Annotated in this window: 27 protein-coding genes; 9 read left to right on the top strand and 18 right to left on the bottom strand. The window is 64.4% G+C overall.

Going from position 1 to position 24,468, the window contains the following annotated elements:
- Positions 1–3 precede the first annotated feature (3 nt).
- The gene (locus tag ACNJX8_RS38070; RefSeq protein ID WP_439358795.1) at positions 4–951 is read left to right on the top strand and encodes a fatty acid desaturase; all 948 of its coding nucleotides are present in this window, start codon (positions 4–6) and stop codon (positions 949–951) included.
- Between the two features lie 56 nt (positions 952–1,007).
- Here the strand turns inward: ACNJX8_RS38070 and ACNJX8_RS38065 are convergent, their stop codons facing one another.
- The gene (locus ACNJX8_RS38065) at positions 1,008–1,256 is read right to left on the bottom strand and encodes a hypothetical protein (protein WP_128936708.1); all 249 of its coding nucleotides are present in this window, start codon (positions 1,254–1,256) and stop codon (positions 1,008–1,010) included.
- A gap of 136 nt (positions 1,257–1,392) precedes the next feature.
- Positions 1,393–2,373, bottom strand: coding sequence for a helix-turn-helix transcriptional regulator (locus ACNJX8_RS38060; RefSeq protein WP_439358794.1), 981 nt, complete (start codon positions 2,371–2,373; stop codon positions 1,393–1,395).
- An 87-nt stretch (positions 2,374–2,460) separates the two neighbouring features.
- Between ACNJX8_RS38060 and ACNJX8_RS38055 the strand changes: the two genes are divergently transcribed.
- Positions 2,461–3,105, top strand: coding sequence for a glutathione S-transferase family protein (locus ACNJX8_RS38055; protein ID WP_439358793.1), 645 nt, complete (start codon positions 2,461–2,463; stop codon positions 3,103–3,105).
- Positions 3,106–3,324: 219 nt separating this feature from the next.
- Here the strand turns inward: ACNJX8_RS38055 and ACNJX8_RS38050 are convergent, their stop codons facing one another.
- From ACNJX8_RS38050 to ACNJX8_RS38035, 4 genes are all read right to left on the bottom strand, one after another.
- Entirely contained in the window at positions 3,325–4,107 is a 783-nt protein-coding gene (locus ACNJX8_RS38050) for an enoyl-CoA hydratase/isomerase family protein (RefSeq protein WP_439358792.1), read from the bottom strand.
- Between the two features lie 12 nt (positions 4,108–4,119).
- Positions 4,120–5,226 carry a cyclic nucleotide-gated ion channel gene (locus ACNJX8_RS38045; protein ID WP_439358791.1) on the bottom strand — a complete coding sequence of 369 codons (1,107 nt, stop codon included), beginning with the start codon at positions 5,224–5,226 and terminating at the stop codon, positions 4,120–4,122.
- Positions 5,227–5,383: 157 nt separating this feature from the next.
- On the bottom strand, positions 5,384–5,602 hold the full coding sequence (locus ACNJX8_RS38040; protein ID WP_439358790.1) for a hypothetical protein: 219 nt from the start codon (positions 5,600–5,602) through the stop codon (positions 5,384–5,386).
- A 124-nt stretch (positions 5,603–5,726) separates the two neighbouring features.
- Positions 5,727–7,166 carry a TAXI family TRAP transporter solute-binding subunit gene (locus ACNJX8_RS38035; protein WP_439358789.1) on the bottom strand — a complete coding sequence of 480 codons (1,440 nt, stop codon included), beginning with the start codon at positions 7,164–7,166 and terminating at the stop codon, positions 5,727–5,729.
- Between the two features lie 403 nt (positions 7,167–7,569).
- Between ACNJX8_RS38035 and ACNJX8_RS38030 the strand changes: the two genes are divergently transcribed.
- Both ACNJX8_RS38030 and ACNJX8_RS38025 read left to right on the top strand, forming a co-directional pair.
- Positions 7,570–7,917, top strand: coding sequence for a DUF3307 domain-containing protein (locus tag ACNJX8_RS38030; RefSeq protein WP_176945729.1), 348 nt, complete (start codon positions 7,570–7,572; stop codon positions 7,915–7,917).
- Positions 7,918–8,198: 281 nt separating this feature from the next.
- Positions 8,199–8,597 carry a hypothetical protein gene (locus ACNJX8_RS38025; RefSeq protein ID WP_164935148.1) on the top strand — a complete coding sequence of 133 codons (399 nt, stop codon included), beginning with the start codon at positions 8,199–8,201 and terminating at the stop codon, positions 8,595–8,597.
- Here the strand turns inward: ACNJX8_RS38025 and ACNJX8_RS38020 are convergent.
- Positions 8,594–8,917 (bottom strand): YkgJ family cysteine cluster protein, encoded by a 324-nt coding sequence (locus tag ACNJX8_RS38020; protein WP_164940004.1) that lies wholly within the window; start codon positions 8,915–8,917, stop codon positions 8,594–8,596. The two genes, ACNJX8_RS38025 and ACNJX8_RS38020, sit on opposite strands and share 4 nt — an antisense overlap.
- Positions 8,918–8,922: 5 nt before the next feature.
- Positions 8,923–9,621 carry a helix-turn-helix transcriptional regulator gene (locus tag ACNJX8_RS38015; RefSeq protein WP_091890491.1) on the bottom strand — a complete coding sequence of 233 codons (699 nt, stop codon included), beginning with the start codon at positions 9,619–9,621 and terminating at the stop codon, positions 8,923–8,925.
- A 113-nt stretch (positions 9,622–9,734) separates the two neighbouring features.
- On the opposite strand from ACNJX8_RS38015, the gene ACNJX8_RS38010 reads away from it, so the two are divergent.
- Positions 9,735–9,995: a hypothetical protein gene (locus ACNJX8_RS38010; protein WP_439358788.1), complete on the top strand. Its 261-nt coding sequence runs from the start codon at positions 9,735–9,737 to the stop codon at positions 9,993–9,995.
- 36 nt (positions 9,996–10,031) lie between these two features.
- Positions 10,032–10,760 (top strand): glutathione S-transferase family protein, encoded by a 729-nt coding sequence (locus ACNJX8_RS38005; protein ID WP_128936697.1) that lies wholly within the window; start codon positions 10,032–10,034, stop codon positions 10,758–10,760.
- A 266-nt stretch (positions 10,761–11,026) separates the two neighbouring features.
- On the opposite strand, the gene ACNJX8_RS38000 is transcribed toward ACNJX8_RS38005, so the two are convergent.
- The 9 genes from ACNJX8_RS38000 to ACNJX8_RS37960 all read right to left on the bottom strand — a co-directional run bounded on the left by ACNJX8_RS38000 (position 11,027) and on the right by ACNJX8_RS37960 (position 20,387).
- Positions 11,027–12,178 (bottom strand): ABC transporter substrate-binding protein, encoded by a 1,152-nt coding sequence (locus tag ACNJX8_RS38000; protein ID WP_128955624.1) that lies wholly within the window; start codon positions 12,176–12,178, stop codon positions 11,027–11,029.
- A 91-nt stretch (positions 12,179–12,269) separates the two neighbouring features.
- Positions 12,270–12,689: an acyl-CoA thioesterase gene (locus ACNJX8_RS37995; protein WP_439358787.1), complete on the bottom strand. Its 420-nt coding sequence runs from the start codon at positions 12,687–12,689 to the stop codon at positions 12,270–12,272.
- Between the two features lie 12 nt (positions 12,690–12,701).
- Positions 12,702–13,463: an SDR family NAD(P)-dependent oxidoreductase gene (locus ACNJX8_RS37990; protein ID WP_439358786.1), complete on the bottom strand. Its 762-nt coding sequence runs from the start codon at positions 13,461–13,463 to the stop codon at positions 12,702–12,704.
- 221 nt (positions 13,464–13,684) lie between these two features.
- The gene (locus ACNJX8_RS37985; RefSeq protein WP_439358785.1) at positions 13,685–15,568 is read right to left on the bottom strand and encodes a feruloyl-CoA synthase; all 1,884 of its coding nucleotides are present in this window, start codon (positions 15,566–15,568) and stop codon (positions 13,685–13,687) included.
- Positions 15,565–16,374 (bottom strand): crotonase/enoyl-CoA hydratase family protein, encoded by an 810-nt coding sequence (locus ACNJX8_RS37980; RefSeq protein ID WP_128936692.1) that lies wholly within the window; start codon positions 16,372–16,374, stop codon positions 15,565–15,567. Before ACNJX8_RS37980 ends, ACNJX8_RS37985 begins: the two co-directional genes overlap by 4 nt.
- Before the next feature lie 244 nt (positions 16,375–16,618).
- The gene (locus tag ACNJX8_RS37975) at positions 16,619–17,080 is read right to left on the bottom strand and encodes a DUF3237 domain-containing protein (protein ID WP_249758282.1); all 462 of its coding nucleotides are present in this window, start codon (positions 17,078–17,080) and stop codon (positions 16,619–16,621) included.
- Positions 17,081–17,288: 208 nt separating this feature from the next.
- Complete coding sequence (locus tag ACNJX8_RS37970) at positions 17,289–18,608, bottom strand: TRAP transporter large permease (RefSeq protein ID WP_091890463.1); 1,320 nt, start codon at positions 18,606–18,608, stop codon at positions 17,289–17,291.
- 2 nt (positions 18,609–18,610) lie between these two features.
- The gene (locus tag ACNJX8_RS37965) at positions 18,611–19,120 is read right to left on the bottom strand and encodes a TRAP transporter small permease (RefSeq protein ID WP_128936689.1); all 510 of its coding nucleotides are present in this window, start codon (positions 19,118–19,120) and stop codon (positions 18,611–18,613) included.
- Between the two features lie 250 nt (positions 19,121–19,370).
- A complete protein-coding gene (locus tag ACNJX8_RS37960; RefSeq protein ID WP_439358784.1) occupies positions 19,371–20,387 on the bottom strand; it encodes a TRAP transporter substrate-binding protein in 1,017 nt (338 codons plus the stop codon).
- A gap of 265 nt (positions 20,388–20,652) precedes the next feature.
- Between ACNJX8_RS37960 and pobA the strand changes: the two genes are divergently transcribed.
- On the top strand, positions 20,653–21,822 hold the full coding sequence (gene pobA / locus ACNJX8_RS37955; RefSeq protein ID WP_439358783.1) for a 4-hydroxybenzoate 3-monooxygenase: 1,170 nt from the start codon (positions 20,653–20,655) through the stop codon (positions 21,820–21,822).
- A gap of 333 nt (positions 21,823–22,155) precedes the next feature.
- Positions 22,156–22,572: a PaaI family thioesterase gene (locus ACNJX8_RS37950; RefSeq protein ID WP_439358782.1), complete on the top strand. Its 417-nt coding sequence runs from the start codon at positions 22,156–22,158 to the stop codon at positions 22,570–22,572.
- 119 nt (positions 22,573–22,691) lie between these two features.
- On the opposite strand, the gene ACNJX8_RS37945 is transcribed toward ACNJX8_RS37950, so the two are convergent.
- Positions 22,692–23,576: a LysR family transcriptional regulator gene (locus tag ACNJX8_RS37945; protein ID WP_439358781.1), complete on the bottom strand. Its 885-nt coding sequence runs from the start codon at positions 23,574–23,576 to the stop codon at positions 22,692–22,694.
- A gap of 121 nt (positions 23,577–23,697) precedes the next feature.
- Between ACNJX8_RS37945 and ACNJX8_RS37940 the strand changes: the two genes are divergently transcribed.
- Positions 23,698–24,330 (top strand): pyridoxamine 5'-phosphate oxidase family protein, encoded by a 633-nt coding sequence (locus ACNJX8_RS37940; protein WP_439358780.1) that lies wholly within the window; start codon positions 23,698–23,700, stop codon positions 24,328–24,330.
- Positions 24,331–24,468: the final 138 nt, after the last annotated feature.

The raw sequence follows: 24,468 nt of genomic DNA, 5'->3' as shown, positions 1-24,468 counted from the left end.
GTCATGACTGACACAACCGTTTCAGAGCCCGGCCATCGCCTGAAACCGCTGACACCGGCGATGCTGCGCCAATTGTCGGTCCGCTCCAATCTCCGGGGCGCGGCGCAGAGCCTCGGCCATTACGGCGCGATCGTGCTGATGGGCACGCTGATCTGGATGACCGTCTCGCGCCATGGCGTGCTCTGGGCGCTGCCGTTGATGGCGGTGCAGGGCTATTTCGTGGCGTTCCTGTTCATGGCCGTGCACGAGACCGCGCACAAGACCGCGTTCAAAAGCCGCGGCCTCAATCTCACTGTGGGCTATCTCTCGGCCTTCATCATCGGATTGCCTTACGAATATTACTGCCTGTTTCACTGGGATCATCACCGCTATACCCAGGATCCGAACAAGGATCCTGAGCTGATCGTCGGCGTGAAGCCGACATCCGACACGCAGCTCGCGATCGCCTATAGCGGCCTGCTCCAGGTCGCCGGGCGTCTGCGGCTCATGCTCGGCCACGCCGTCAGCGGCAAGGTCACCGTGCCCTGGATCCCCGAGAGCAAGCGCGCCATCATCGTCGCCGAGGCGCGCGCCTATGTCGCGCTCTACGCGCTGTTGCTTGCGCTGTCGCTGTGGCTCTCCTCGGCGCTGCTGCTCTGGGTCTGGATCGTCCCGCTTGCGATCGGGCAGTTCTTCCTGCGGCCGTATCTCTACGCGGAGCATACCGGCTGCAACCGCACCCGCAGCGCCTTCCAGAATACCCGCACGACCTATACGGGCGCGATCGTCAAATGGTTTGCGTGGAACATGCCCTATCATGTCGAGCATCACGCCTATCCCTCGATCCCCTTTCATGCGCTGCCGAAGCTGAACGAGCTCGTCGATGGTGAGATCGTCCATCGCGGCCGCGGCTACATCAGAACGACGCGCGAGACCTGGGCCTGGTTTCGCCGGCAGCAGCAAGGCGGCTAACTAAACGCAAAGCTCCGGTCGCGGTGCGACCGGAGCTTTGTCGTGAAGGCGCGATATCAGTAGATCCCGTAGGCGCAGACATTCACGACGCGGACGCGCAGGCCGTGGCGGGTCTGGACGAGGCGCTCCTGGTAGCAGTTGCTGACGCCGGTGTTGACATAGACGCCGCCGAAGCCCCAACCCGGGCCCCAGCCATGACCCCAGTGGTGATGATGGAAGCCGCCGGCCGAGGCGGCGGTGGGGGCGAGCGCGGCAACGCCGAGCGAGCCGGCAGCAATCAGACCAAGTGCAAGCTTACGAAACATCTTCATTCTCCATGTGGCGCAGGGCCATTGTTGTGTCCCTGCATCTCGGTCGGACCGAGACGCGAATGCGTTCACCGCGTTGGCTGAGAATCGTGTTTCAGGATTGTTTCGTGGGCCACGACAAAATGTGCCGCCTTCAGGCTTTTCGCGCCACGCGATAGCGCGCGGCCATCGCCTGCGTCAGCTCGATCATCTTGTCGCGGAGATCGGCGGGCTCCAGCACTTCGGCCTCGGGGCCCAGCCGCAACAGTTCGGCCGCGGCATGCCATGACGTCTTGCCGACCGGGATCCTGGTGATGCGCCAGCCATCTGCGTCGACGGTCTCTTCAAGCTGCGTGCGTGCCTTGACGTAAGGCTGGCTCAACGCATCGAGCAGCTTGACGCCGAATGGCGACAGCCGGACGACCGCGACATTGGGATGCATCTCGGCCTCGAGACGAAGTGTCGCGGCCTGCCAGTAAGCCGCGAGATCGAAATCGGCGGGACGATCGAAGCGATCGTCGAGCGCCGTGCAGTCGAGCACCCGCGCGACGCGATAGGTGCGCACATTGCCGTCGACTTGCCCTGCGAGATACCAGCTGCCGCCCTTCAGCACGAGGCCGAGCGGGGCGACGCGGCGCTGTTTCTCTGCGCGCCAGCTCTGGTATCGGATCTTGATCAGCGTCCCGCGCAACGCCGCGCCGGCGATGGTGCGCAGATGCTTTGGGTCTTCGGCCTCGCCGAACCAGCCCGGCGCATCCAGGTGAAAACGTTCCTGCATCCGCCCGGCGTCCTCGCGCAGATTCGCAGGCAGCGCGGCCATCAGCTTGTTCTGCGCGGCGATCATCGCAGCGTCCAGCCCGAGCGCCGCGGCCGGGCCCGGCAAACCCGCCAGGAACAGTGCGCCTGCCTCGCTCTGCGACAGCCCGTTCAGCCGCACGCGATAGCCGTCGAGCAGGCGATAGCCGCCCTCCGCGCCGCGGTCGGCGTAGACAGGGACGCCGGACGCGGCGAGCGCATCGATGTCGCGATAGATCGTGCGCACCGAGACCTCGCAGGCTTCCGCGAGTTCGGGCGCCGTGACCTGTCCCCTGGCCTGGAGGGTGGTGAGGATCGACAGCATTCGGCTCGCGCGCATGATCCCTTAAACCATACCTGACACAGGATGTCAGGTATGGTCCGTTACAAGCTGCGCCATCGCCAAACGGCAGATGGGAGACCCGCCATGACCGATCCGAACCGCATCACGCTGTATTATTCGCCGCAGAGCCGCGCCACCGGCACGCGGGTGCTGCTGGAGGAGTTGGGCGCGCCCTACGATCTCCACGTCCTCAACATGAAGGCGGGCGAGCAGCGCAAGGACGCCTATCTCGCCATCAACCCGCTCGGCAAGGTACCGGCGGTCCGCCACGGCGAGGCGCTGGTGACCGAGCAGGTCGCGCTCACCATCTATCTCGCCGACCTGTTTCCGCAGGCGGGGCTGGCGCCCGCGCTGAACGATTCCTTGCGCGGTCCTTATCTGCGCTGGATCGCCTATTATGGTGCCTCGTTCGAGCCGGCCATGATCGACAAGTTCATGCAGCGCGAGCCGGCGCCGATTACGCAATCGCCCTATGCCGATTACGACACCATGCTGGGCGCGCTCGAGGCGCAGCTGTCGAAGGGGCCGTATCTGCTCGGCGAGCGCATGACGGCGGCGGATGTGTTGTGGGGCGTCGCGTTCAGCTGGACCATGATGTTCGGCATCGTGCCGAAGAGGGACGTGTTCGTCCGCTATGCCGAGCGCATCACCTCACGGCCTGCGTACCAACGCATCACTGCGGCCGACGCCGAGATGGCGGCGCAGCATGCCGCGGTTGCTGGTGGGTAGGCAGCGCGCCTCAATCTCCGCTGTCGTCCCGGGCAAGCGTCAGCGCAGACCCGGGACCCATAACCACAGGATTTGGTGTGGCGAAGACTCGGGGTTATCAGCTTGCCACCTTTACCACTCAATGTGGTTATGGGTCCCGGATCTGCGCGCGCTTGAGGCGCGCTTGTCCGGGACGACGGCTGAATGTGGAGCGCGCCCTCGTGCTCCCTCACCGGTCTCTCAAAACCGCGGTGCCCGTTTCTCCGCAAACGCCTTGATGCCTTCCTTGATCTCGTCGCCACGCATGCTGTCGCGGTGGCGCTGGTCGGCGGCGGCTTCGTCGAGCTCGCCGCGGGCGAACTCGTTGATGGCGCGCTTCATGCCGCGCATCGCCTGCGGCGCGTTGCCGGCGAGGACGCCAGCGAGCTTGTCGACCTCCTCGTCCAGGAATTCCACCGGCACCATGGCAGTGAGATAGCCGATGCGCAGCATCTCCGGCGCGCTGATCCTTGCGGCGGTGAGGAACAGCTTTTTCGCATTGTCGACGCCGAGCCGTGTCACGTAGCGTTTGATGCCGCTCGGGTAATAATGCAGCCCGAGCCGTGCCGCCGGCATGAACATCTCGGCGGTGTCGACGCCGATGCGGAAATCGCAGGCCAGCGCGAGGTCGGTCGAGCCGCCATAGACGCCGCCGTTGAGCCGGCAGATCGTTGGCACGCCCAAATCCTCGAGACGGTTGACGACCACCTCGAACGCCGAGCCCGCGCTCTGCTGCTCGTGGGTGCTGACGGCGCGCTCCGCCACCGAATTGAGATCGTAGCCCGCGGAGAAGGCGCGCCCGGTGCCGGTCAGCACCAGCACGCGAATGGCCGGATCGCTCTCGATCCGGTCGAACAGCTTGACCAGGTCGCTGAGATCCTCCGCCTGGAGCCGGTTGAGATGTTTTGGCCTGTTGAGGCGGATGGTGGCGCGTGCGCCGGTGATTTCGAGTACGGGGCTGGTCGCGTCGGCTGTGTCCGACATTCTTGTCTCCATTTAATTGTTCTCGAGCGCGCGCCGTTTTGCTTCGGCGTCGATGGTCTCGGCAAGATCGGGATGCCGCGCCATCAGCACGCGGAAATCGACGAGATCGAGCACCAGAAGCCGCGATACTTTCGTGGTCGAGACGTTGGCACCGCGCTTGTTGTTGCCGAGCAGCGCCATCTCGCCGAAAAAGGCGCCTTCACCGAGCTGCACCTTCTTGCCGGGCAGGTCGACCTCGACCTCGCCGGCGGCGATGAAATACATGCAGTCGCCCTGCGTCCCCTTGCGGATGACCAAGGTGCGCGCCGGCAGCTCCATGGTCCGCAGCATATGGGTGACGTCGGCGATGGCCGCAGGCCCCAGCGCCGCAAAGAACGGCACCTTGCTGACGGATTCCCAGGTCTTGAGGAAATTGTCGCGACGGGTCTCCGCGGCAAAGCCGGTCGCCAGGATACCGGTCCACAGCCCGAACACGCCGAGGCCGGAGATCATCACCAGCGCCGCCACCAAGCGTCCAAGCGGCGTGACCGGCACGACGTCGCCATAGCCCGTCGTCGTCAAGGTCACCACCGCCCACCACAACGCGGCGGGGACGCTGCCAAACGTCTGCGGCTGCACGTCCCGCTCCAGGAAATATTCGGCGACCGAGGCGAGGAAGATCACCATCAGGAAGATCACGAGCACGCTGACCAGCGGCCCGGATTCCAGCACCAGCACGCGGCGGAGCTGCCGCAAGCCCGGGATGCCCGGCACCACTTTCAGCACCCAGAGCACGCTGAGCAGCCACGCCGTCTTCGGCTCGACGCCGAGAACCAGCGCGAGCGGCACGGCCAGAGCCCCGATCGCGTCAACGATGCCGGCAGAGGAGGACATATAGAGCGAAAGCCGCCCCTGGCGCGCCATGTGGCGCAGCCGAATTAGCCATTCGAAGACGAAATAGACGAGGCAGACCCATAGCAGGCCGTTAACCCAGCCGCGCGCCTCATTGGCCCGGTTGTCTGTCAGCAGCACCATGCTGAGCACGCCGACGCCGACGGCCACATAGGCCGTCTTGGTCATGTTGCGGCCAGCCGTGGCGGCCGCGAACTGGGCCAGAGCGGAAATCAGCGGCTTGGACATGCGGGAAGGCGGCTCGGTTCTGGCTCGTGTGGTCCCGGCTGGGACTTCAGGGCCAAAGTGCCCGCCCAGACCGAGGCCGTCAACGACGGGCGCGGGCGGCAGCGTCGTCGAACAGGGGACGGCGGGTGAGGTCCATGGCGAAGCGGCCCGGCTGAGGCTACCTGAAATGCGGTGGCTCGTCGTAGCCGCGGCGGCTGCTGAAAAACAGCAGCACCATCAGGCCAATGCCGACGACGAGGGAAAATCCAGCCCCGAGCGCGAGGGCCCAATAGCCTTCCGCCGGGATCGGATCGCCTTCGACCGCCATGGCGGAATAGGCGAAATAGCCAACTGCCGCCAGCATTCCCAGCAGGAAGATGACGAGGAGTGTACGCATGGCGCGTTCTCCGGCTGCTATCCGTGAGCCAACGGTTGTGGATGGGGTCGGTTCCTGGGTTCCGACTGTCCATCCACCGCCGAGACGTCCGGCAGCCCCGACCTGAGGACATCAAACCGTCGGATCAGGCGCTCTGGGCGGTCTTGACCACCACGACGTTGCTGTCGTCCTGCGGCGGGCCGGTATCGCGGGCGGCCTTTTCATTCTCGCTGGCATGACGTTTCAGGTAGTCGCGGCGCATGCTGATCTCGTCGCGGACGAACTCATAGCCGAGCTTGAAGGTGTCGAGCCCGTCGGTGCTGATCGTACCGTCTCTGAGTCCAATGACGGCCCCACGCAAGATGCCTTCCAGCTCGTCCTGGAGACATTCGAGCTGATCCAGCGAGTGGGCGTGCTCGATCCGCTCGCCGATGTCGAGGATGGCGGTGGAGAGCTCGCTGGCCTTCTCCGGCGCGATCCTCGTGATCTTGGCGTAGATCGCAGCGAAGATCGAGCCGATGACGCTGAGCGCGGCGGCGCCCAGATACATCATGTCGCTGTATTTATCCATGAACGACTTGGTGTCGTCGTTGATGTAATCGGCGGCACCCCGATGCGCCATCACGAAGGCGTCCTTCTCGACGGAGGCCGGCTCTATCCTGCTGGCAAAGCCGTTGTCGAGCCCGAGCGCGGGTTTGTTCTCGTAGACGATGCGCGCGAGCTCACCAGCGGTGGTCGGGGACATCCTGGATTGTGCGACCAGGAGCCATTCGAGCCCGATCGTGTCGAGATCGTCGTCGGGAATTTGCGGGTACGTCGACAACGTGCCTGCTGTCAGCGTCTCGTCGGAAATGCCCGGGAGTTTGCGCGCCAGCGTCTTGGCGTCGTCGATCGCGTTGAGCGTGAAGCCGCCGCGCTTGGCGACCTGTTCATAGGATTTGTCCCGCACCGCCCTGGAGGCGTGGACGATGGCGATCACCGCACCGAAGCCGCTCGCCGGCGCAAACAGCTTGTCGAGGGTTGCGCCCTGCGGTGCCATCTGGATCTTGGCGGCATCGGGACCGTCGGGGACGTCGAGAATACTGCGGACGAAGGCGAGCGAGGATTCGTTCTCGGCGACAACCGCGACCTTCTTCTTCTTCAGCTCGGCGAGCGACTTGATCTTCTTGTTGCCGGGACCGAGCAGGAGCACGAGATCGTGCTCGAGGATCGCAAGCGTGCGCGCCCGCAGCGGCACTTTGGCGTCCGTGCGCAGCACGGCGAGGTCGGCCTGCCTGCGGTCGAACTGTGCGATCGCCTTGGCGTTGTCCGCATTGTTGACGATCTTGATCCGGAAACGCGAGGCGTTGTTCTTGAGGAGAGTGGCGAGCTTGGCCGCGAACAGCGCCTCGTCGCTGTTGGGGCCGCCGACGGCAAAGGTCAGCGTTTCCGAATTGTGTACCAGCGTGCGGCCGGCCCAGACGGTGGCGAGCGACAGCAGCAAGGTCAGCACGACGTAGAGGAAGACCTGCTGCTGGTTGGTCTTGATCACCTTGGGGCGCCGCGGCGGCTCGGGTTGTGATGCGGTGGGGCCTTCAGTACTCATGGCAGCACTCTGGCCTTAATCTTTGGCTGGCGGCGCATGGCAGTATGGGAAGCGCAGCGGTCGCCCTGCAATTCGTAAACGCCTGAAAAAAGAACGATATTCTCTGCCGACGATGATAGCGCGAAGGTCACGGAATGCAAATTTCGAGCCGAAGGTAACCTTACTCGACGCCGCCGCGGCGATTGGTCATCCTATCACCAGTTAGCCACAGTTGGCGATTTTCCGGTTCCCCCGGCTGCATTCCGCCGCGGGAAATGTCATAAATCAGAGGTCCCGGCGATTTGACCGGTCCAAGAAGAAGTTGCGCTGAACGCTCCAATTTTTCTTGTCACCTCAATGAGGGCGTCAGTTGTCGTTTCCACCCATGTCTTCGGCGGTTCCGGTTGAAGCGCTCATTGGCTGGATGCTGCTGCTCACCTTCAAGCACATCATCGCCGATTTCGTCCTCCAGACCGCCTGGATGGCGCATGGCAAGGACCAGAAGCACGGCTGGGCCTTGCCGCTTCTGGTGCACTGCCTCGTTCACCTTGCGGTTGCGCTGCCGCTGATCCTGATCGTGGCGCCGAAATTCTGGTTCGTGGCGTTCATCGACTTCGCGATCCACATCACGATCGACCGCGCCAAGGGATTCATCTCGGCCAATTTCGGTGTCGACCTGGCGCATCCCTGGTTCTGGACCCTGATCGGCGTCGACCAGGCGCTGCATCACCTTACCGGCTTCGGCCTGTCCATCTTCATGGCGGCGAACTGAGCCTAGCCACGTTTGACCGGCTGCTCGGCCTTGCATGGTTCGAGGCGCGCCGTGCGGCGGCGCTCCTCACCATGAGGGTCTGGGATCTCGCCGCGGGACAAGACCTCATCCTGAGGGCCCGCCAAAGGCGGGCGTCTCGAAGGAGGGCCACCGGAAACCTTCTTTCCTCTGCCTTTCGATTCTCGGCCAGAGCGCAAGCACCCCGGATCACTACCGGGCAGCGTGGTTAACCTTTCGTTAGAGAATTGCGCTGCATCTTCCCCACACGAGGGAGAACTGCAATGTTTTCAAGCCGCGATTCCTTTGAAAGCGATTTCTGTCCGGTTCGCGACGAGCTCCTTGGCGAGATGTATCGCGCCAGCGCGAGTGGCCTGCCGAGGCTGGTTGAGAGTGTTTCCCCTGACGCGCGCGCCAGGCTGGCGCTGTTCTGCTATCGCCGCAGCCATCTGCATTCGCTGGCGGTCGCGATCGCCGCCAGCTGCAGCGAGCGCGACCTGATCGAGAACGGCGGCCGCGTCGGTTCGACGCTCTACGCGCTGTCGCGCGAGGGCGCCGCGAAATCCGCGCCGTCGCTGTCGGGCGGGCGCAAGCCGATCACGCTGTCGACCAAGCCACTGTCGGTGCTGGCACCGCTGGAGGACGAACTCGACGACGAGATCAGCGAAGCCGTTCCGGCTTAAGCGGCCTCTATCACCGCAAGCCCGAACTTCCGCCGCGCCATCGCGCATTCGGCGTCACCGGGCATGCAGGTGCGGCACACCTCGGGCCGCACCGCATAGATGCCGCACGCCGTCGCCTTACCGATCTCTCCCGTTAACGCCGAGCAGCGATCGCCCTCGCAGCGCATGCCGGATTGACGCGCGTTGACCAGCGCCTCCGGGATCGCTGCAAGCTCTTCGTCGCTCTCGATCGAGAAGCGCGGCCAGTTCGCCGAATAGCCGCAGCAGGCGCCGCAACTCTGGCAACAGCTCGACAGGTCGAGGGGCGAGGTCTGTTCCATCGTTGTCACGTGTCCTTTGGTGGACCCCAGACCAGGCTCTGCCGCCATCTTGCGCGCAGCACGTCGCGCCGCTCCGGATATTTCTCGTCGAGATAGGTTGCCTCGACCACGCGGTCGGTGCGGAAGCTGCGGAAGTCGCTGCGCAGCTCGCACCAGGCCGCGAGCAGGCGCACGGCTTCGAGATAGCCGACCGAGATCGGCCAGATCATGCGCTCGCTGGCGCGGCCCTGCTCATCACGATAGCGCAGCATGATCTTCTTGCCTTCGTGGATCTGGGTGCGCGTGCGCGCCATGTCCAGGCGATCCGGCTCCCTGTTCCAGCTCGGCCGCGCCCGGCTCGCCGGCTCCAGCACGAAGGGACGCAGGCGTTCGGGGACGGTGTCGGCGATCTTGGCCATCAAATCCTCGGCGGCGCGCGCCAGCGCGGAATCGGCGTGGCCCGCGACCCATTGCGCGCCCAGCACCGCCGCCTCGATCTCGTCGGGCGTCAGCATCAGCGGCGGCAAGTCGAATCCCTTCTCCAGGATGTAACCCATGCCGGCTTCGCCGCGGATCGGCACGCGCTGGCCGATCAGCGTTGCGATGTCGCGATAGATGGTGCGCTTCGACGTCTCGAGCTCGGCCGCGATCGCGTCCGCCGTCAGCGGTTTACGCGTGCGCCTCAGCACCTGGATGATCTGAAACAGCCTGTCGGCGCGTCTCATGACGGGTCTCTTGTTCGTGGTCTTTTCAAAAGGCGGCGCGCGGCTGCTGACAGGATGTTGGCAGCAGGGGAGTTCTATACCGGGACAACACGTCGACTGAAGAGGATTTGTCCATGATCGTTCCAACCCATTTCGGCCCCGCTGGCCCGCTGTGGCGCGCCCAGATGTGGCAGGCCCGGGCGTTTAGCCGCCTCGTTTCGCTCGATCTCATGGCCGTCGATCTCCGATTTGCGTTCGCAAGCGTGGTGGCACGCTCGCTGATCCAGGCTGCGGACGCGCTCGCCCGCCACATCATGAGCCGCGCCTGGCAGGGGGCCCGTTTCGCAGAAGATATCACAGCTGCTGCCACCATGGTGGCAGCAGCCGGCAGGTAGGTTCCGTTCACGTTCGGCAGGTTCAGGAGAGGTTTCATGATCACGCTTTACGGCTTTGGCACCGGCTTCGGCCTGCCGGAAATCAGCCCCTTCGTCACCAAGACGGAGGTGCAGCTCAAGATGGCGGGGCTGCCCTACCGGAAGGAGCGCGCGATGCCGCCAGCTTCGCCCAAGGGGCAGCTGCCCTTCATCGACGACGGCGGCGAGGCGGTGGCCGATTCCACCTTCATCCGCGCCCATATCGAGCGGCGCTACGGCTTCGATTTCGATGCCGGGCTCTCGTTGCAGGAACGTGCGCAGGCCTGGGCGTTCGAGCGCATGATCGAGCATCACGTCTATTGGGCGCTGGTCGGGGCGCGCTGGGTCGATCCGGTCAATTTCGCCAAGGGGCCGTCGCATTTCTTCGACGGCGCACCCGAGCACAATCGCGAGAAGCTGCGTGAGGACGCACAATTCCGCGTCGCCGAGAACTATCTGCTCTCGGGTCTCGGCCGCCACGCGCCCGACGACGATGTCGATCTCGCCGTGCGCTCGCTGTTCGCGCTCTCGGTGCAGCTCGGCGACAAGTCGTATCTGATGGGCAACAGGCCCTGCGGCGTCGATGCCACCGCCTTCGGCGCACTCGCGGGGATCCTGACGCCCTTCTTCGAATCGGCCTTGCGCCAGCGCGCCGAGGGATTTCCGAACCTCACCGCCTATGTCGATCGCATGATGGACACGTATTATCCGGAGTTCGCCTGGACCCCGTTGCGACAGGCGGCTTGAGGCTCGCGGTGTCTCCGCCCGCTCGCTGTAACCTCTCCCGCTTGCGGGAGAGGTCGGCGCGCAGCGCCGGGTGAGGGTTCTCTCCGCTTGAGGACTTCTTCCATAAGACCGAGACAATCCCAACGCGGAGGCACCCTCTCCCCAGCCCTCTTCCGCAAGCGGGAGAGGGGGCGCAGCAACACGGTGGCTGGCAGCTCGTCTCAAAGCTCAAAAGGAAAGAGCCGGCCCATCGGGCCGGCTCTTCTCGTTGCGAACTATCGCTGCGCCTACTTCACCAGCGAATACTTGCCGTTCTTCACCGTGAGCAGGATGCGCGAGCGGTCGTCGAGGCCATAGCGGTCCTTTTCGGTGAAGTTGTAGACGCCCTGGCTTGCCGCCAATTCCTTCTCAGACAGCAGCGCCTGGCGGATCGCTTCGCGGAATTCCGGCGTGCCGGGCTTGGCCGTCTTCAATGCCGCCGGAATGATGCGCTTGAGGAGCTCGAACGCATCGTAGGAATGGCCGGCGAACTGGCTGCGGCTGTTCGGACCGTACTTGGCTTCATAGGCCGAGTTGAGTGCGAGGCCCGGCTTCTTGGTCAGCGCGGTGTCTGGCTGATCCTCGGGGTCCATCACCGGGCCCGAGGCCATCAGCACGCCCTCGGCCGCTTTGCCGGCGATGCGGATGAAGTCCATGCTGGCCGCGCCATGGGTCTGGTAGATCAGGCCCTGATAGCCGCGCTCGCGCAGCTCGGTCTGCGGCAGCGCGGCCGCGGTGCCGGAGGCGCCGATCAGGATCGCGTCGGGATTGGCGGCGACGAGCTTGAGCACCTGTCCGGTCACCGAGGTGTCGGGACGGGCGAAGCGCTCCTCGTCGACGATGGTCATGCCCATCGGCACGGCCTGCGCCTTGAGGTCGTTGAACCAGAGGTCGCCATAGGAGTCGGAATAGCCGATATAGCCGAGGGTCTTCACGCCCTTGGCCTTCATGTGGTCGTACAGCACCTTGCCCACGATCGGGATCGGCTGCGGCATCGCCACCGACCACTTCATGCGCTCCGGCGTGATCGGAAACGGCGCGAGGCCGAAATGCGGAATGCCGGCTTCGTTGGCGACGTTGGAGACCGCGATGGTCGGCGGCGTCAGCGCCGAGCCCATGATGATGTCGGCCTTGGATTCGGTCACGAAGCGGCGGGCGTTGGTGGTCGCGGTGGTAGGATCGCCGCCGTCGTCGAGCACGATCACCTTCAGCGGTACGCCGCCGATCTCCTTCGGCACGAATTCCAGCGCGTTGCGCTCGGGAATGCCGAGCGCTGCGCCCGGGCCGGTCGTGGTGGTGGTGATGCCGATGGTGATTTCGTTGGTCTGGGCCAGCGCGGGCAGGGCCGGCAGCGCCAGCGCGGCCGCGGTGATGGCGGCGGTTAGGTAAAAGCGTTTCATCTATTCCTCCCTGTACGTCTTTCTTTGAAAGCAGAAATCGGGGGGTAATTCAGCCCCCTCTTTTGGTGATGCGGCGATTTAGCTCCGGGCTCTAACTCCCCGTAAACTTGGCTACCATTTCCGCCGGGAACGGTGCCGATTTCAGCTTGTCGGGGTTAACGGGATCGCGGCCGACCAGGACGCGGGTCTCGAATCCCTCGATCGCCAGCGATTGGCCCTTGTAGACGTTGTGCTTCACCTCGAAGCTCGAGCGCTTGATGCTCTCGATTTTGGTCTCGATGGTGATCCAGTCGCCATAGGTCGAGGGGATGTAGAACTTGGCCCGCGTGTCGACCATGGGAATGCCCACCAGGCCGTATTTGCGGACCAAATCCTGCTTGGAGAATCCGGCGACCTCGAACAGGGTCGACGTCGAATCGTCGAACATCGCGAAATAGCGCGGGTAGTAGACGATATTGGCGGGGTCGCAATCACCCCACTGGATCTGGACGTCGCGCCGGTTCACGAACATGCGTCGCGCGCCTTACTTCGGCGCCATGCGCAGCGAGCCGTCGAGGCGCACCACTTCGCCGTTCAGATACGCATTCTCGATCATGTGCAGCGCGAGCGCGGCGAACTCGTCGGCATTGCCGAGCCGGCGCGGGAAGGGGATCGCGGCGGCGAGCGAGTCCTGGGCTTCCTGCGGCAGGTTGGCGAGCAGCGGCGTCAGGAACAGGCCCGGCGCGATCGTCAGCACGCGGACGCCGAATTGCGCAAGCTCGCGCGCGATCGGCAGTGTCATGCCGACGATGCCGCCCTTGGAGGCCGAATAAGCCGACTGGCCGATCTGGCCGTCATAGGCGGCAACGGAGGCGGTGTTGATGATGACGCCGCGCTCGCCGGTCGCCTGCGGCTCGAGCTTGGACATCTCGGCTGCGGCAAGGCGCAGCATGTTGAAGGTGCCGATCAGATTGACCTTGATCACCTTGTCGAAATCCGCGAGGGCCATCGGCCCGTCGCGGCCGACGACGCGTTTTGCAACGCCGATGCCGGCGCAATTGACCAGCACGCGCGCGGGGCCGTGGGCCTTGGCCGCCTGCGCGATCGCGGCCTCAGCCGAGGCGGCATCGGAGACGTCGCAGGTCACGGCGACGCCCTTGATCTCGGCGGCAACGGTTTCAGCAAGCTTGGCATTGAGATCGCAGACCGTGACCTTGGCGCCCTGCGCCGCCAGTTTTCGTGCGGTCGCCGCGCCCAGCCCCGATGCGCCCCCGGTAACGATGGCTGCCTGATCCTTCAAAAACATGGCGTTCTCCTTTGGCGATTCTAATTCAGAAGCGATCGTATCCAAGCGCTCGATGCGCTCCCTCGCCCCGCTCTTGTCCGCCGAAGCCTTTGGCGAAGGCGGATGCGGGGCCGCGACGAGAAGCCACCCTCACCCGAATTTGCGCAGTGCGCAAATTCGACCTCTCCCCGCAAGCGGGGAGAGGTGAAGGAAGAGCCGGCTGGTTCATTCCAATTGACATGTTACCCGACCGATATCACACGGTCCGACGGATTGGCAGCGTAGAGCTCCTCGATCAGGAGGTTGCGATGTTCCAGCACCGCGCGCTGGTTGATCGAGCCCTTGTCGGTGACCTCGCCCTTGTCGATCGACAGCGGCGTGTCCATCAGGATCGCGCGCGTGATCCGCGTCGAGGATCCGGTGGCCGAGCCGAGGAAATCGGTCAGGCGTTCGCGGAATGCCTCGCGCACCAGCCGGTCGCGCGTCGCGACGACGAGATCGTCGGCCGGCAGCGTCGGGTTGATCAGGCGGCAACCGTCGAGATCGAGCACCACGAGCGCGGAGATCTCGTCGCGGTTGATGCCGGCGATGACGACGTCGCGCACCAGCGGCGCGCAGGCCGCAACGAAGCGCGCGCGCAAGGGGCCGACGCTGACCCAGGTGCCGCTCGCGAGCTTGAAATCCTCACTGACGCGCCCGTCGAAATCGAAGCCGGCATTGAGATCGTCGGGATCGGCGGGCTTGAGCGCGTCGCCCATCTTGTAAAAGCCTTCCTCGTCGAAGGACTTTGCGCTGATGTCGGGCTGGCGCCAGTAGCCGGGCATCACGTTCGGCCCCTTGGCGCGGACCTCGAGCTTGCCGTTGTTCGGCACCAGCTTGGCGTCATTGCCCGATACCGGCAGACCGACATGGCCCGAGCGGCTGGTGCGCGGATTGACCGACATGAAGAACGGCGCGGTCTCGGTGGCGCCGAGGCCCGTCAGCATCGGCACGCGATAACCCTTCTCCTTTACTGCGAGCTCGTCGAGACTGTCCCAGACGAACGGCGACAGCGCCGCGCCCGAGAAGAACATCGCATGCAGCCGGTCGAAGAACTTTGCGCGCAGGCCCTGGTCGTCGCGCAAATACGGCAGCAGCGACTCATAGCCCTTCGGCACGTTGAAATAGACCGTCGGCGAAATCTCCTGGAGATTGCGCACCGTCTCCTCGATGCCGCCAGGCACCGGCTTGCCGGCGTCCAGATACATCGAGCCGCCATTGTACAGCGTCAGCCCGATATTGTGGTTGCCGCCAAAGGTGTGGTTCCACGGCAGCCAATCGATGATGACCGGCGGCTCGTCCTTGAGGAAGGCGAGCGTCTCGCGCAGCATCACCTGGTTGGCGCAGATCATGCGCTGGGTGTTGATGACGGCCTTGGGATTGCCGGTCGAGCCCGATGTCAGCAGGAACTTTGCGATGGTGTCGGGGCCGATCCTGCCGTGGACCTCGTCGAGATCGCCGCGGATCGGCGTGGCCATGAGATCGGCGAGCAGGGTGACGTCGCGGCCCGGCACGCGGCCGTAGGATGCGGCGATCTCGGTGCCGAGCGAGACATTGGCGGCGAGCGCGTCCGCGAACTTGTCGGCGTCCTCCGCGAAGACGAGACCGGGCGTCAGCAGCTTCATCAGATAGGAGAGCTTGCCGTAATCCTTCGACACCAGCGAATAGGCCGGAGACACCGGGCAGAACGGAATGCCGGCATAGAACGCGCCGAACGCGAGCAAGGCGTGGTCGATCGAATTGCCGGAGAGGATGACGACCGGCCGCTCCGCCGACAGGCCGCGCGCGATCAGGCTTGATGCGATGTGCCGGCTCGCGGTGAGCAGCTCGGCATAGGTGATCTTGCGCCAGCCGCGGCCGCCGTCGCGCTCGGCCATGAAGACGCGATCCGGTGTCGTTGTCGCCCAATGATGCAGGCGGTCGGTGATGCGGACAGGATAGTCGCCGAGAGGCTGCTTGGGCCTAAGGTAAATCGTGCCGTCGTCGCGGCGCTCGATATTGACGGCGGGATCGCCGAACGAGATGGGCCGCAGCGGAAAAGTGCTCGCGCCGCGCTCCATGCTGGAAGAGGACGGCTGCGCGCTCATGACTTCGGCTTCACCTTTGCGGTCTTGTGTTCGAGGAATTCGCGGATCCTGCGCTTTGCCTCTTTATCGCTCTGCGCGACGGTTGCCATCAGTGATTCCATGAGCAGGCCGGTCTGCGGATTGGCCTCCGCGATCATCGGCAACGCCTGGAGAACGGCAAAGTTCGTCAGCGGTGCGTTGGCGGCGACCTTGGTCGCGAGCTCCAGCGCCTTGCCGAGCCCGTTGCCGGCCTCCGTCACATATTGCGCGAAGCCGTAGGAGGCGCCTTCAGTCGCGCTATAGACTCGGCCGGTCAGCATCATGTCCATCATCCGGGCGACACCGATCAGCCGCGGCAGCCGCACCGAGCCGCCGCCGCCGACGAAAATGCCGCGCTGTCCCTCCGGCAGGGCGAAATAGGTCGAGGGCTCGGCGACGCGGATATGCGCGGCGCAGGCGAGCTCCAGTCCGCCGCCGATCACGGCGCCTCTCAGCGCGGCGATCACGGGTACACGGCTATACTGAATGCGGTCGAACACCCGGTGCCACATCTGGGAATGGAGCAGGCCGCCGGTCGCGTCATGCTCGGTCAGCTCGGACAGGTCGAGGCCGCTGGAGAAATGGTCGCCGATTCCATGGATGACGACCGCGCCGATGTCCTCGGGCAGGTTCGCAAAACACTCGCCGATTTCCAGGATAATGCCGTCATTGAGCGCATTGCGCTTGGCCGGCCGGTTCAGACCCACGGTCAGAACCCGCTCTGCCCGCTCAATCCTCAAAAGCCCGGAGGCGCCCGCGTTAGCGGTTTCGGCGTTTCCCTGTGTCATTTGCGTCCTTGTCAGAATAGTTATGTTGTATAACGAATTTTGGGGGAGTCAAGGAGGGGCGATATGAACTCTGGCGCTCATTGGGCCGGTTTGAGCCTGCTCCGGCGAGGGAGTCCGTTGTGATAGGTTGCCGCTGCCCTATCCTCGTCATTGCGAGGAGCTCTTGCGACGAAGCAATCCAGACTGCCCCCGCGGAAAGATTCTGGATTGCTTCGCTGCGCTCGCAATGACGAGGTAGCGAGGATCACAGCACCTGATGCACGTCGATCACGACGCGGTCTGCATGACGCGCCGCTGAGCCGATGAAAATGTGTTCCATCAGCCAGCGATACTGCTCGTGCCCGGTCTCAAACCTCGGCACGGTGCGGAAATAGATCAGCTTCGGATCGACCGGCTCGCCGCGCTTGAGCTTTTGCAGTAGCTCCACCGGGCCGAAGCGCATGCCCTTGTTCTCGACATAGATGGTTGCGCCGTCGTCGGTCTCGAAGGCGTATCTGGCTTCGAGATCGATCAGCTCGCTGGGGCGGATGGTCTGGAAGTCGGCGCCGAAGGGGAGCACCTGGCCTGTGATTGCGCCCGTCACCTCGCCGCCGATGATCGGAATGATTCGGCGCACGCCGATACCAGTCTCGCCGGGGGTGATGACGTCGCCGATACGAGCGGTGATGGTGAAGACGTATTTGGTTTCGAGTGTCGGTGTGGTCATTGATCACCTCTCATGTACCCATTAGCGCCGCTGCTCTTCCTTCCCTTGCGGGAGAAGGTGGCGCGAAGCGCCGGATGAGGGGTTGCCTCAGCAAACGCAAATGTGCGTGTGGAGAGAGACCCCTCACCCGTCTCGCCGCTATCGCGGCGAGCCACCCTTTCCCACAAGGGGAGAGGGGAGGACGGGCTCGCCGCTCTATCATGCAGGCCTAATGCGCCATCATACGCGTCGGCAGCCAGGTCGCCAGCAGCGGGAAGGCGATCAGGATCACGAGGCGCACCAAATCCGTTGCGACGAACGGGATCACGCCCTTGAAGATGGTGGAGAACGAGACGTCCTTCACCACGCTTTTGATGACGAAGACATTCATGCCGACCGGCGGATGGATCAGGCCGAGCTCGACGGTCATGACGATGATGACGCCGAACCAGATCGGGTCGAAGCCGAGATGCATGATCACGGGGAAGATGATCGGCACGGTCAGGATGATCATCGCCATGGCATCCATCAGGCAGCCGAGCACGAGATACATCACCATGATCAGCGCCAGCACGCCGTAGGGACCGAGGCCGAGGCCGGTGAGGAATTCCGTCACCTTCTGCGGCGTCTGCGTCACCGTCAGGAAGTAACCGAAGATCAGCGCGCCGATCAGCACGGTGAACACCGCGGCCGCGGTGCGCGTCGCCTGCAGCAGCGACGCCAGCACCTTCTCGCGGTCGAGCCGGCCCGTCAGCACGCCGATGATGAAGGCGCCGGTGGCGCCGACGCCGCCGGCCTCCGTCGGCGTGAAGCGCGGCAGGAAGGGCAGGCCGTAGAGGCCGCCGATGACGAACACGAACAGCAGCACCGGCGCCCAGATGTCCTTCAATCCGGCAAAGCGCTCGCGCCACGACAGCACCTTGCCCTTGGGCAGGAAATCGGGCCGGAAATAACCGATCAGGCCGATCGTGATCATGTACATGGTCATCGCGAGCAGGCCCGGGATGATGCCGGCAATGAACAGCTTGCCGATATCCTGCTCGGTGATGATGCCGTAGACCGCGAGCACGGTGGAGGGCGGCAGCATCGCACCTAACGTGCCGCCTGCCGCGATCACGCCGGTGGCAAAGGACTGCGGATAGCCGAAGCGCCGCATCTCGGGATAGGCGACGGCGGAGAAGGTGGCGGCGGTCGCGACCGAGGAGCCACAGATCGCGGCAAAGCCGCCGCAGGCCCCGACGGTGGCGATGCCGAGCCCGCCGCGTAAGTGTCCGACGAACCCGTTGGCGGCGCGGAACAGCTCGCGGCTCATGCCGGAATTGCTGACGAACGAGCCCATCAGCAGGAACATCGGGATGACGCCGAAGGTGTAGTCGGTGACCGTGCGCATCGAGGTCTGGCCGACCAGCTTCAGCGCCGGCGTCGCGCCGACCAGATAGGAGAAACCGGACACACCGACGAGGCCCATGGCCATGCCGACGGGCACGCGCAGCAGCATCAGCACAAACAGGGAAACGAAGCCGATTACGGCGACGGCATCGGTGCTCATGACTACTCCGTCGCCTTCAGCTTGGGGTCGTGCATCTCTTCGGGATGGAAGATCAGCCGGTAGGTGCGGATCGCGATCAGCAGCACGGCGGAGACATCGCCGATCCAGGCGATCGCGAAGAACGGCCAGGTCGGCATGTGCATGTCGAAAGTCTGGACGTTGTCGTTGTAGGTGCCGCGCACCTTGTCGAACAGCGTCCAGGTCTGCACGGTCACGACGAACAGCAGCACCAGCGTTGCGAACACGTCGATCCAGCGCTGGTAGCGCGGCCCGACATTGCCCCAGACGAGATCAACCGTGATGTGGGTGCCGCGATAAGACGTCGCCGCGATGCCCCAGAAGATGAGGATGCCGAGCAGCATGCGGCCGATGTCAAAACTGTCGGGGATCGAATAGTTCAGCGTGTTACGCAGCAGCACCGACAGGAAGATGTCGAGCGCGACGAGGCCGACGAAGCCGGCCGCGATCCATTCGATCGTGTCGATAAAGCGGTCCATCCAGGCGCGCTTCATGGGGTGGTCCTATCGCGAGATGTCATTTTTAGATCCGGTCTCGCCGCGCACTCCGCCTCTCCCCGCGTGCGGGGAGAGGCCGGAATTCGCGCGCGAGCGCGGATTCCGGGTGAAGGGGGCACTCCGCGAGTTCATCTGTCACCATCTTTGCGGAAGCAGCCCCTCACCCCAACCCTCTCAGCGCGAGCGAAGCTCGTCGCGCCCCCGTAAGAACGGGGAGAGGGGGCGGGATAGAGCGCGCCGCGCAGCACTACTCCGCCAGCGCGTTGTACTTCTTCAGCGATGCCTTCAAATCCGCGAGCGCCGCATCCGGATCGGCGCCGGCCTTCTTGGCGCCGTCACTCCATGTCTTGACCAGCGGCTCGGCGGCCTTCTTCCAGGCCGCGGTCTGCTCGGCCGTCAGCTTGTAGACCTCGTGGCTCGATTCCGCCTTCACCTTGTCGATGCCGGCGTCCTCGAACTTGCCCCAGTGCTCGCCGACCGCGCCGGCCATCTCGATCGTGCAGTTCTTGTCGATCGCGGCCTTCTGCTTGTCGGACATCGCATTGTACTTGTCCTTGTTGATCACGAACACGAAGGTCGTGGTGTAGAGCGGCGCCTCCATGTCGTATTTGGTCACCTTATCGATGCCGAACAGCACCAGGGAGCCCCAGGGGAAGGTGACGCCGTCGGCGACGCCGCGCTCGATGATGTCGCGCACTTCGGGTGCGGAGGACTGCACGTTGGTGCCGCCGAGCGAGGTGACGAAATTCGCCATCGTGGCGTGGGCGGGACGGATCTTCAGGCCCTTCACGTCCTCGGGCACCACGATCTTCTTGGTACGGGAGTGGAAGGAGGAGGGCGAGTGGACGAAGGCGAGGCAGTACTTGACGTCCTTCATCTCCTTCTCGGCATATTTGCGATACCAGGCATCCAGCCCCATCGAGCCGCCCTTGGCGTCCGAGATCAGGAACGGCAATTCGCCGGCGCCGACGATCGGGAAGCGGCCGGGCTGGTAGCCGGGATTGACATAGGTGACGTCGGCGATGCCGTCGCGGGCCATGTCGTAATGATCGAAGGCCTTGCCGAGCTGCTGGGCCGGAAACACCTTGCCCTTGATGGTGCCGCCGGAATCCTTCTCGACCGCGGCCGCCCAGTCTTCCAGCGATTTCTGCAGGGGATGCGAGGCCGGCACCCAGTGCGAGATCTTCAAATCGAAGGTCTTGTCCTGCGCGAACGCAGGCGTCACGCTTGCTGCCAGCAGCAACGCCAGACAGACTTTCCTCATCACGCGTCTCTCCCTGTTTTCGACGGCGGGCTTCGATGGCCCGTTCTCGTTAATTAACATGTTATCTAATTGGCCGGCGTGTTCAAGCCGGAACTGGCGCGCACCTTGTCGCGTCATCTACGTCAGCCATGTTGCATGGATTTGTCGCTGCTCGGGCGACTAAGCGCTCCCTTTTGCCCAACAATTATATGATATAATTATCGCCTGCGGGCCGGCGCGACAAGCAGGCCGCGACGAAAGCCTACAGCATCGGAAGGAGCAAGTATTGCGGACAAAAGTCGCAATCATCGGGGCCGGGCCGGCCGGATTGTTGCTTGGGCAACTGCTCCACACTTATGGCATCGACAATGTCATTCTGGAGCGGCAGAGCCCGGATTATGTGCTCGGCCGCATCCGCGCCGGCCTGCTGGAGGAGGGGACCGTCGCGCTGCTCGACCAGGTCGGCGCTGGCGCGCGGGCCCATGCCGAAGGCCTAGTGCATGAAGGCATCGAGCTCGCCTTCTCCGGCCAGCGTCACCGCATCGACATGAAGGGCGCGACCGGCAAGACGGTGATGATCTACGGCCAGACCGAGGTCACGCTCGACCTGATGAATGCGCGCAAGGCCGCAGGTCTCGTCTCGGTCTACGAGGCCAAGGACGTGCAGCCGCATGATTTCGACGGCAGTCACCCGCGCGTAACTTACGTCAAGGACGGCGTCACCCACACGATCGATTGCGACTTCATCGCCGGCTGCGACGGTTTCCACGGCGTCAGCCGCGCCAGCGTCCCGGCCTCGGCGATCGAGGAATTCGAGCGGGTCTATCCGTTCGGCTGGCTCGGGATCCTCTCGGACACGCCGCCGGTCAGCCACGAGCTGATCTATTCCAACCACGCTCGCGGCTTTGCGCTCTGCACCATGCGCTCGACCAAGCGCAGCCGCTACTATGTGCAGTGCGCGCTCGACGATCATGCCGACCAATGGCCCGACGACCGTTTCTGGGACGAATTGAAGCGCCGGCTCGACCAGGAGGCGGCCGCCAGCCTCGTCACGGGACCGTCGATCGAGAAGAGCATCGCACCCTTACGCAGCTTCGTCGCCGAGCCGATGCGCTTCGGCCGGATGTTCTTGTGCGGCGATGCCGCGCACATCGTGCCGCCGACCGGCGCCAAGGGGCTGAACCTCGCCGCTTCCGACGCGCATTATCTGTCGAGCGCGCTGCGCGAGTTCTACGACGAGAAATCCAGCGCCGGCATCGACGCCTATTCCGCCAAGGCGCTGGCACGGGTCTGGAAAGCCGTGCGCTTCTCGTGGTGGATGACCTCGATGCTGCACAAATTCCCGGACACCGGCACCATCGGCGCCCGCATCCAGCTCGCCGAGCTCGATTACGTCACGCACTCGCAGGCCGCGATGACCTCGCTGTCGGAGAATTACGTAGGGCTGCCGTTCTGACCACAGGTGTCATGTCCCGCGCAGTGCCGTAGGGTGGGCAAAGCGCAGCGTGCCCACCGCTCCGGCCTGAATCGTGGAGAGATGGTGGGCACGGCGCTTCGCACCTTTGCCCACTCGGCATCGCGCGCTGCGGCCACACCGTCATTGCGAGCGAAGCGAAGCAATCCAGGCTGCCTCTGCGGAAAGATTCTGGATTGCTTCGTCGCTTCGCTCCTCGCAATGACGGGAGTGCTCATTTCAAACGCCCCCGCAAATCCCGTTTAAAACTTTGTAGGTGATGCGTTCGTCGCGTCAGTCGCGTTCAATGGTAACGATCAGCAACGCGAGACAGCCATGACCGCCACCGACATCCCTGCCGGCTTCGAGCCGCATTTTCGCCAAGCCCCGCTCACCGATCCCTGGGAGCCGCTCTATTCGAAGAAGACCGAGAAGGGCGTCACGGTGGGACTGCGCCTGGCGCAGCCGCACACCAATGCACGCGGGCTGATCCACGGCGGGCTGATCGCGGCGCTGGCCGATGCCGCCATGGGCTATAGCTGCGCCCAGGCGACGAGCTGGACGACGTCGTTCGTCACGATCTCGCTGTCGGTCGACTATGTCGGCGCCGCCGAGATCGGCCAATGGCTCGCGGTCGAGGGCGAAGCGATCAAGACCGGCTCTACGATCTGTTTCGCGCAATGCCTGGTGAAGGCCGATGATGCCGTGATCGCGCGCGCCAGCGGCACGTTTCGCGTCGTGCCGAAGAAGTAGTTCTCTCATGCCCCGGACGCAGCGCAGCGCCCTCTTCGGCGATGCGCTGCTGAGCCGAAGCCCATCCATCTGCTGGGTCCCAGCTCTGCGCCGCTCCGCGGCGCGTCCGGGATACGAACCTAGCCAAACCTCCATTCCGCCGTCTCCACCACGAGATCGACGAACGCGCGCACCTTGGCCGACAGCAGGCGCGAGGTCGGGTAGACGATGTGGATCGGCAGCGCCGGCTGCTCGTATGCCGCGAGCACGATCTTCAAGCGCCCGCGCTTCAGCCCGTCGGCGGCCTGATAGGCCAGCACCCGCGTCACGCCGCCGCCGGCCTCGGCATATTGCAGCGCCGCGTCGGCGCTGTTGCTGATGAAGCGCGGCGCTGGCGTCACCTCGATGTCGCGGCCGTCGCGCAGGAAGCGCCATGCGGACCAAGGACCGAACTGGATGGTCTGGTGCGAGACGAGAGCCTCCGGCGTCTTCGGCTCGCCATGGCGCTTGAGATAGCCGGGCGCGGCCACCACGATCCGCCGCATCTCGCCGACCTGGCGCGCGACCAGGGAGGAATCGGCGAGATGGCCGATGCGGACGGCGGCGTCGACCGCGTCTTCTACGAGATTGACGAGATGGTCGGACAGCCGCAATTCGGCGGCGACTTCGGGATAGCGTTTGAGGTAAGCGGTCATGACCGGCCCGACATGGAGCCGGCCGAAACCGACCGGTGCCGACACCACGAGGCGACCGCTCGGCCGGTTGCGCTCCTGCCGCGCCGAGCCGTCGGCCTCCTCGACATCGGCGAGGATGCGCCGCGCGCGCTCGAGATAGCGCGTGCCGACATCGGTCAGCGTCACCTGTCGCGTGGTCCGCTGCAACAGCCGCGCGCCGAGATGCTCTTCCAGGGCCGCGATCAACCGCGTCACCGCCGAGGGCGACAGGCGCAGCTTGCGCGCCGCCGGCGCAAAGCCGCGCGAATCGGCGACGGTGACAAAGACGTGCATGGCTTCGAGCCGGTCCATGGCATTATTGCATATATTGCAATGATGAAGTGTCAAGCGGCCACATTGTTCTGACGGCAGGCAAGTCCATGTTAACCGACGAAAGACGCAAGCATGCGCCGGAATTCCAGGAGACGTTCCGATGACGACAGCAGCCCAGCCCTATGCCAGCGACGTCGCCTTCTCGCCGGCGGTGAAGGCGATCCAGGCGCGCAAGGGTTCGCGCGAGGCCTATGCGCGCAGCGAGCAGCGCGGCTGGCGCACCGAGGTCGACGACAACCTCGCGGCCTTCCTGGCTGATGCCAACAGCTTCTATTTCGCCACTGCTTCGGCGGACGGCCAGCCCTATATCCAACACCGCGGCGGCCCGAAGGGATTTCTCAAGGTGCTGGACAAGCAGACGCTCGCCTTCACCGACTATGCCGGCAACCAGCAGTTCATCACCCAGGGCAATCTCTCGGAGAATCCCAAGGCCTATATTTTCGTGATGGACTACGCCCATCGCCGCCGGGTGAAGATCTGGGGCGAGGCGCGCGTCGTCGAGGACGACGAGGCGCTGACCACGTCGCTGATGCCGAAGGGCTATCGCGCGCGGCCCGAGCAGGTGATCCTGTTCAAGATCGCGGCGTGGGACACCAACTGCCCGCAGCACATCCCGCAGAAGTTCGATGCGGGCGATGTTGCCGCGGCGCTCGCGGCAAGGGATGCGAGGATCGCGGAGCTGGAAGCTGAACTGGCAGCGTTGAAGGGGGAGAAGAAGGCAGGCGCTTCGTAACGCGGCGCTCGCTTACCCTCCCCTGGAGGGGGAGGGTCGATCGCGCGCAGCGCGAGCGGGGTGGGGTGATCTCTCAGCACGAGCAGTGTTCGTTGTGGAGAGACCGTCACCCCACCCCGCTTCGCATTTCGCTTCGCT

It is taken from the genome of Bradyrhizobium sp. SPXBL-04 (assembly GCF_051853035.1).
In the GTDB taxonomy this organism is placed as follows: domain Bacteria; phylum Pseudomonadota; class Alphaproteobacteria; order Rhizobiales; family Xanthobacteraceae; genus Bradyrhizobium; species Bradyrhizobium zhanjiangense.
This window is presented reverse-complemented; position numbering and strand designations above follow the sequence as displayed.

Bases quoted from the DNA above. Each gene is read 5' to 3' on its own strand.
- ACNJX8_RS38070 (WP_439358795.1), top strand. From the start codon at position 4: ATGACTGACACAACCGTTTCAGAGCCCGGCCATCGCCTGAAACCGCTG.
- ACNJX8_RS38065 (WP_128936708.1), bottom strand. From the start codon at position 1,256: ATGTTTCGTAAGCTTGCACTTGGTCTGATTGCTGCCGGCTCGCTCGGC.
- ACNJX8_RS38060 (WP_439358794.1), bottom strand. From the start codon at position 2,373: ATGCGCGCGAGCCGAATGCTGTCGATCCTCACCACCCTCCAGGCCAGG.
- ACNJX8_RS38055 (WP_439358793.1), top strand. From the start codon at position 2,461: ATGACCGATCCGAACCGCATCACGCTGTATTATTCGCCGCAGAGCCGC.
- ACNJX8_RS38050 (WP_439358792.1), bottom strand. From the start codon at position 4,107: ATGTCGGACACAGCCGACGCGACCAGCCCCGTACTCGAAATCACCGGC.
- ACNJX8_RS38045 (WP_439358791.1), bottom strand. From the start codon at position 5,226: ATGTCCAAGCCGCTGATTTCCGCTCTGGCCCAGTTCGCGGCCGCCACG.
- ACNJX8_RS38040 (WP_439358790.1), bottom strand. From the start codon at position 5,602: ATGCGTACACTCCTCGTCATCTTCCTGCTGGGAATGCTGGCGGCAGTT.
- ACNJX8_RS38035 (WP_439358789.1), bottom strand. From the start codon at position 7,166: ATGAGTACTGAAGGCCCCACCGCATCACAACCCGAGCCGCCGCGGCGC.
- ACNJX8_RS38030 (WP_176945729.1), top strand. From the start codon at position 7,570: ATGCTGCTGCTCACCTTCAAGCACATCATCGCCGATTTCGTCCTCCAG.
- ACNJX8_RS38025 (WP_164935148.1), top strand. From the start codon at position 8,199: ATGTTTTCAAGCCGCGATTCCTTTGAAAGCGATTTCTGTCCGGTTCGC.
- ACNJX8_RS38020 (WP_164940004.1), bottom strand. From the start codon at position 8,917: ATGGAACAGACCTCGCCCCTCGACCTGTCGAGCTGTTGCCAGAGTTGC.
- ACNJX8_RS38015 (WP_091890491.1), bottom strand. From the start codon at position 9,621: ATGAGACGCGCCGACAGGCTGTTTCAGATCATCCAGGTGCTGAGGCGC.
- ACNJX8_RS38010 (WP_439358788.1), top strand. From the start codon at position 9,735: ATGATCGTTCCAACCCATTTCGGCCCCGCTGGCCCGCTGTGGCGCGCC.
- ACNJX8_RS38005 (WP_128936697.1), top strand. From the start codon at position 10,032: ATGATCACGCTTTACGGCTTTGGCACCGGCTTCGGCCTGCCGGAAATC.
- ACNJX8_RS38000 (WP_128955624.1), bottom strand. From the start codon at position 12,178: ATGAAACGCTTTTACCTAACCGCCGCCATCACCGCGGCCGCGCTGGCG.
- ACNJX8_RS37995 (WP_439358787.1), bottom strand. From the start codon at position 12,689: ATGTTCGTGAACCGGCGCGACGTCCAGATCCAGTGGGGTGATTGCGAC.
- ACNJX8_RS37990 (WP_439358786.1), bottom strand. From the start codon at position 13,463: ATGTTTTTGAAGGATCAGGCAGCCATCGTTACCGGGGGCGCATCGGGG.
- ACNJX8_RS37985 (WP_439358785.1), bottom strand. From the start codon at position 15,568: ATGAGCGCGCAGCCGTCCTCTTCCAGCATGGAGCGCGGCGCGAGCACT.
- ACNJX8_RS37980 (WP_128936692.1), bottom strand. From the start codon at position 16,374: ATGACACAGGGAAACGCCGAAACCGCTAACGCGGGCGCCTCCGGGCTT.
- ACNJX8_RS37975 (WP_249758282.1), bottom strand. From the start codon at position 17,080: ATGACCACACCGACACTCGAAACCAAATACGTCTTCACCATCACCGCT.
- ACNJX8_RS37970 (WP_091890463.1), bottom strand. From the start codon at position 18,608: ATGAGCACCGATGCCGTCGCCGTAATCGGCTTCGTTTCCCTGTTTGTG.
- ACNJX8_RS37965 (WP_128936689.1), bottom strand. From the start codon at position 19,120: ATGAAGCGCGCCTGGATGGACCGCTTTATCGACACGATCGAATGGATC.
- ACNJX8_RS37960 (WP_439358784.1), bottom strand. From the start codon at position 20,387: ATGAGGAAAGTCTGTCTGGCGTTGCTGCTGGCAGCAAGCGTGACGCCT.
- ACNJX8_RS37950 (WP_439358782.1), top strand. From the start codon at position 22,156: ATGACCGCCACCGACATCCCTGCCGGCTTCGAGCCGCATTTTCGCCAA.
- ACNJX8_RS37945 (WP_439358781.1), bottom strand. From the start codon at position 23,576: ATGGACCGGCTCGAAGCCATGCACGTCTTTGTCACCGTCGCCGATTCG.
- ACNJX8_RS37940 (WP_439358780.1), top strand. From the start codon at position 23,698: ATGACGACAGCAGCCCAGCCCTATGCCAGCGACGTCGCCTTCTCGCCG.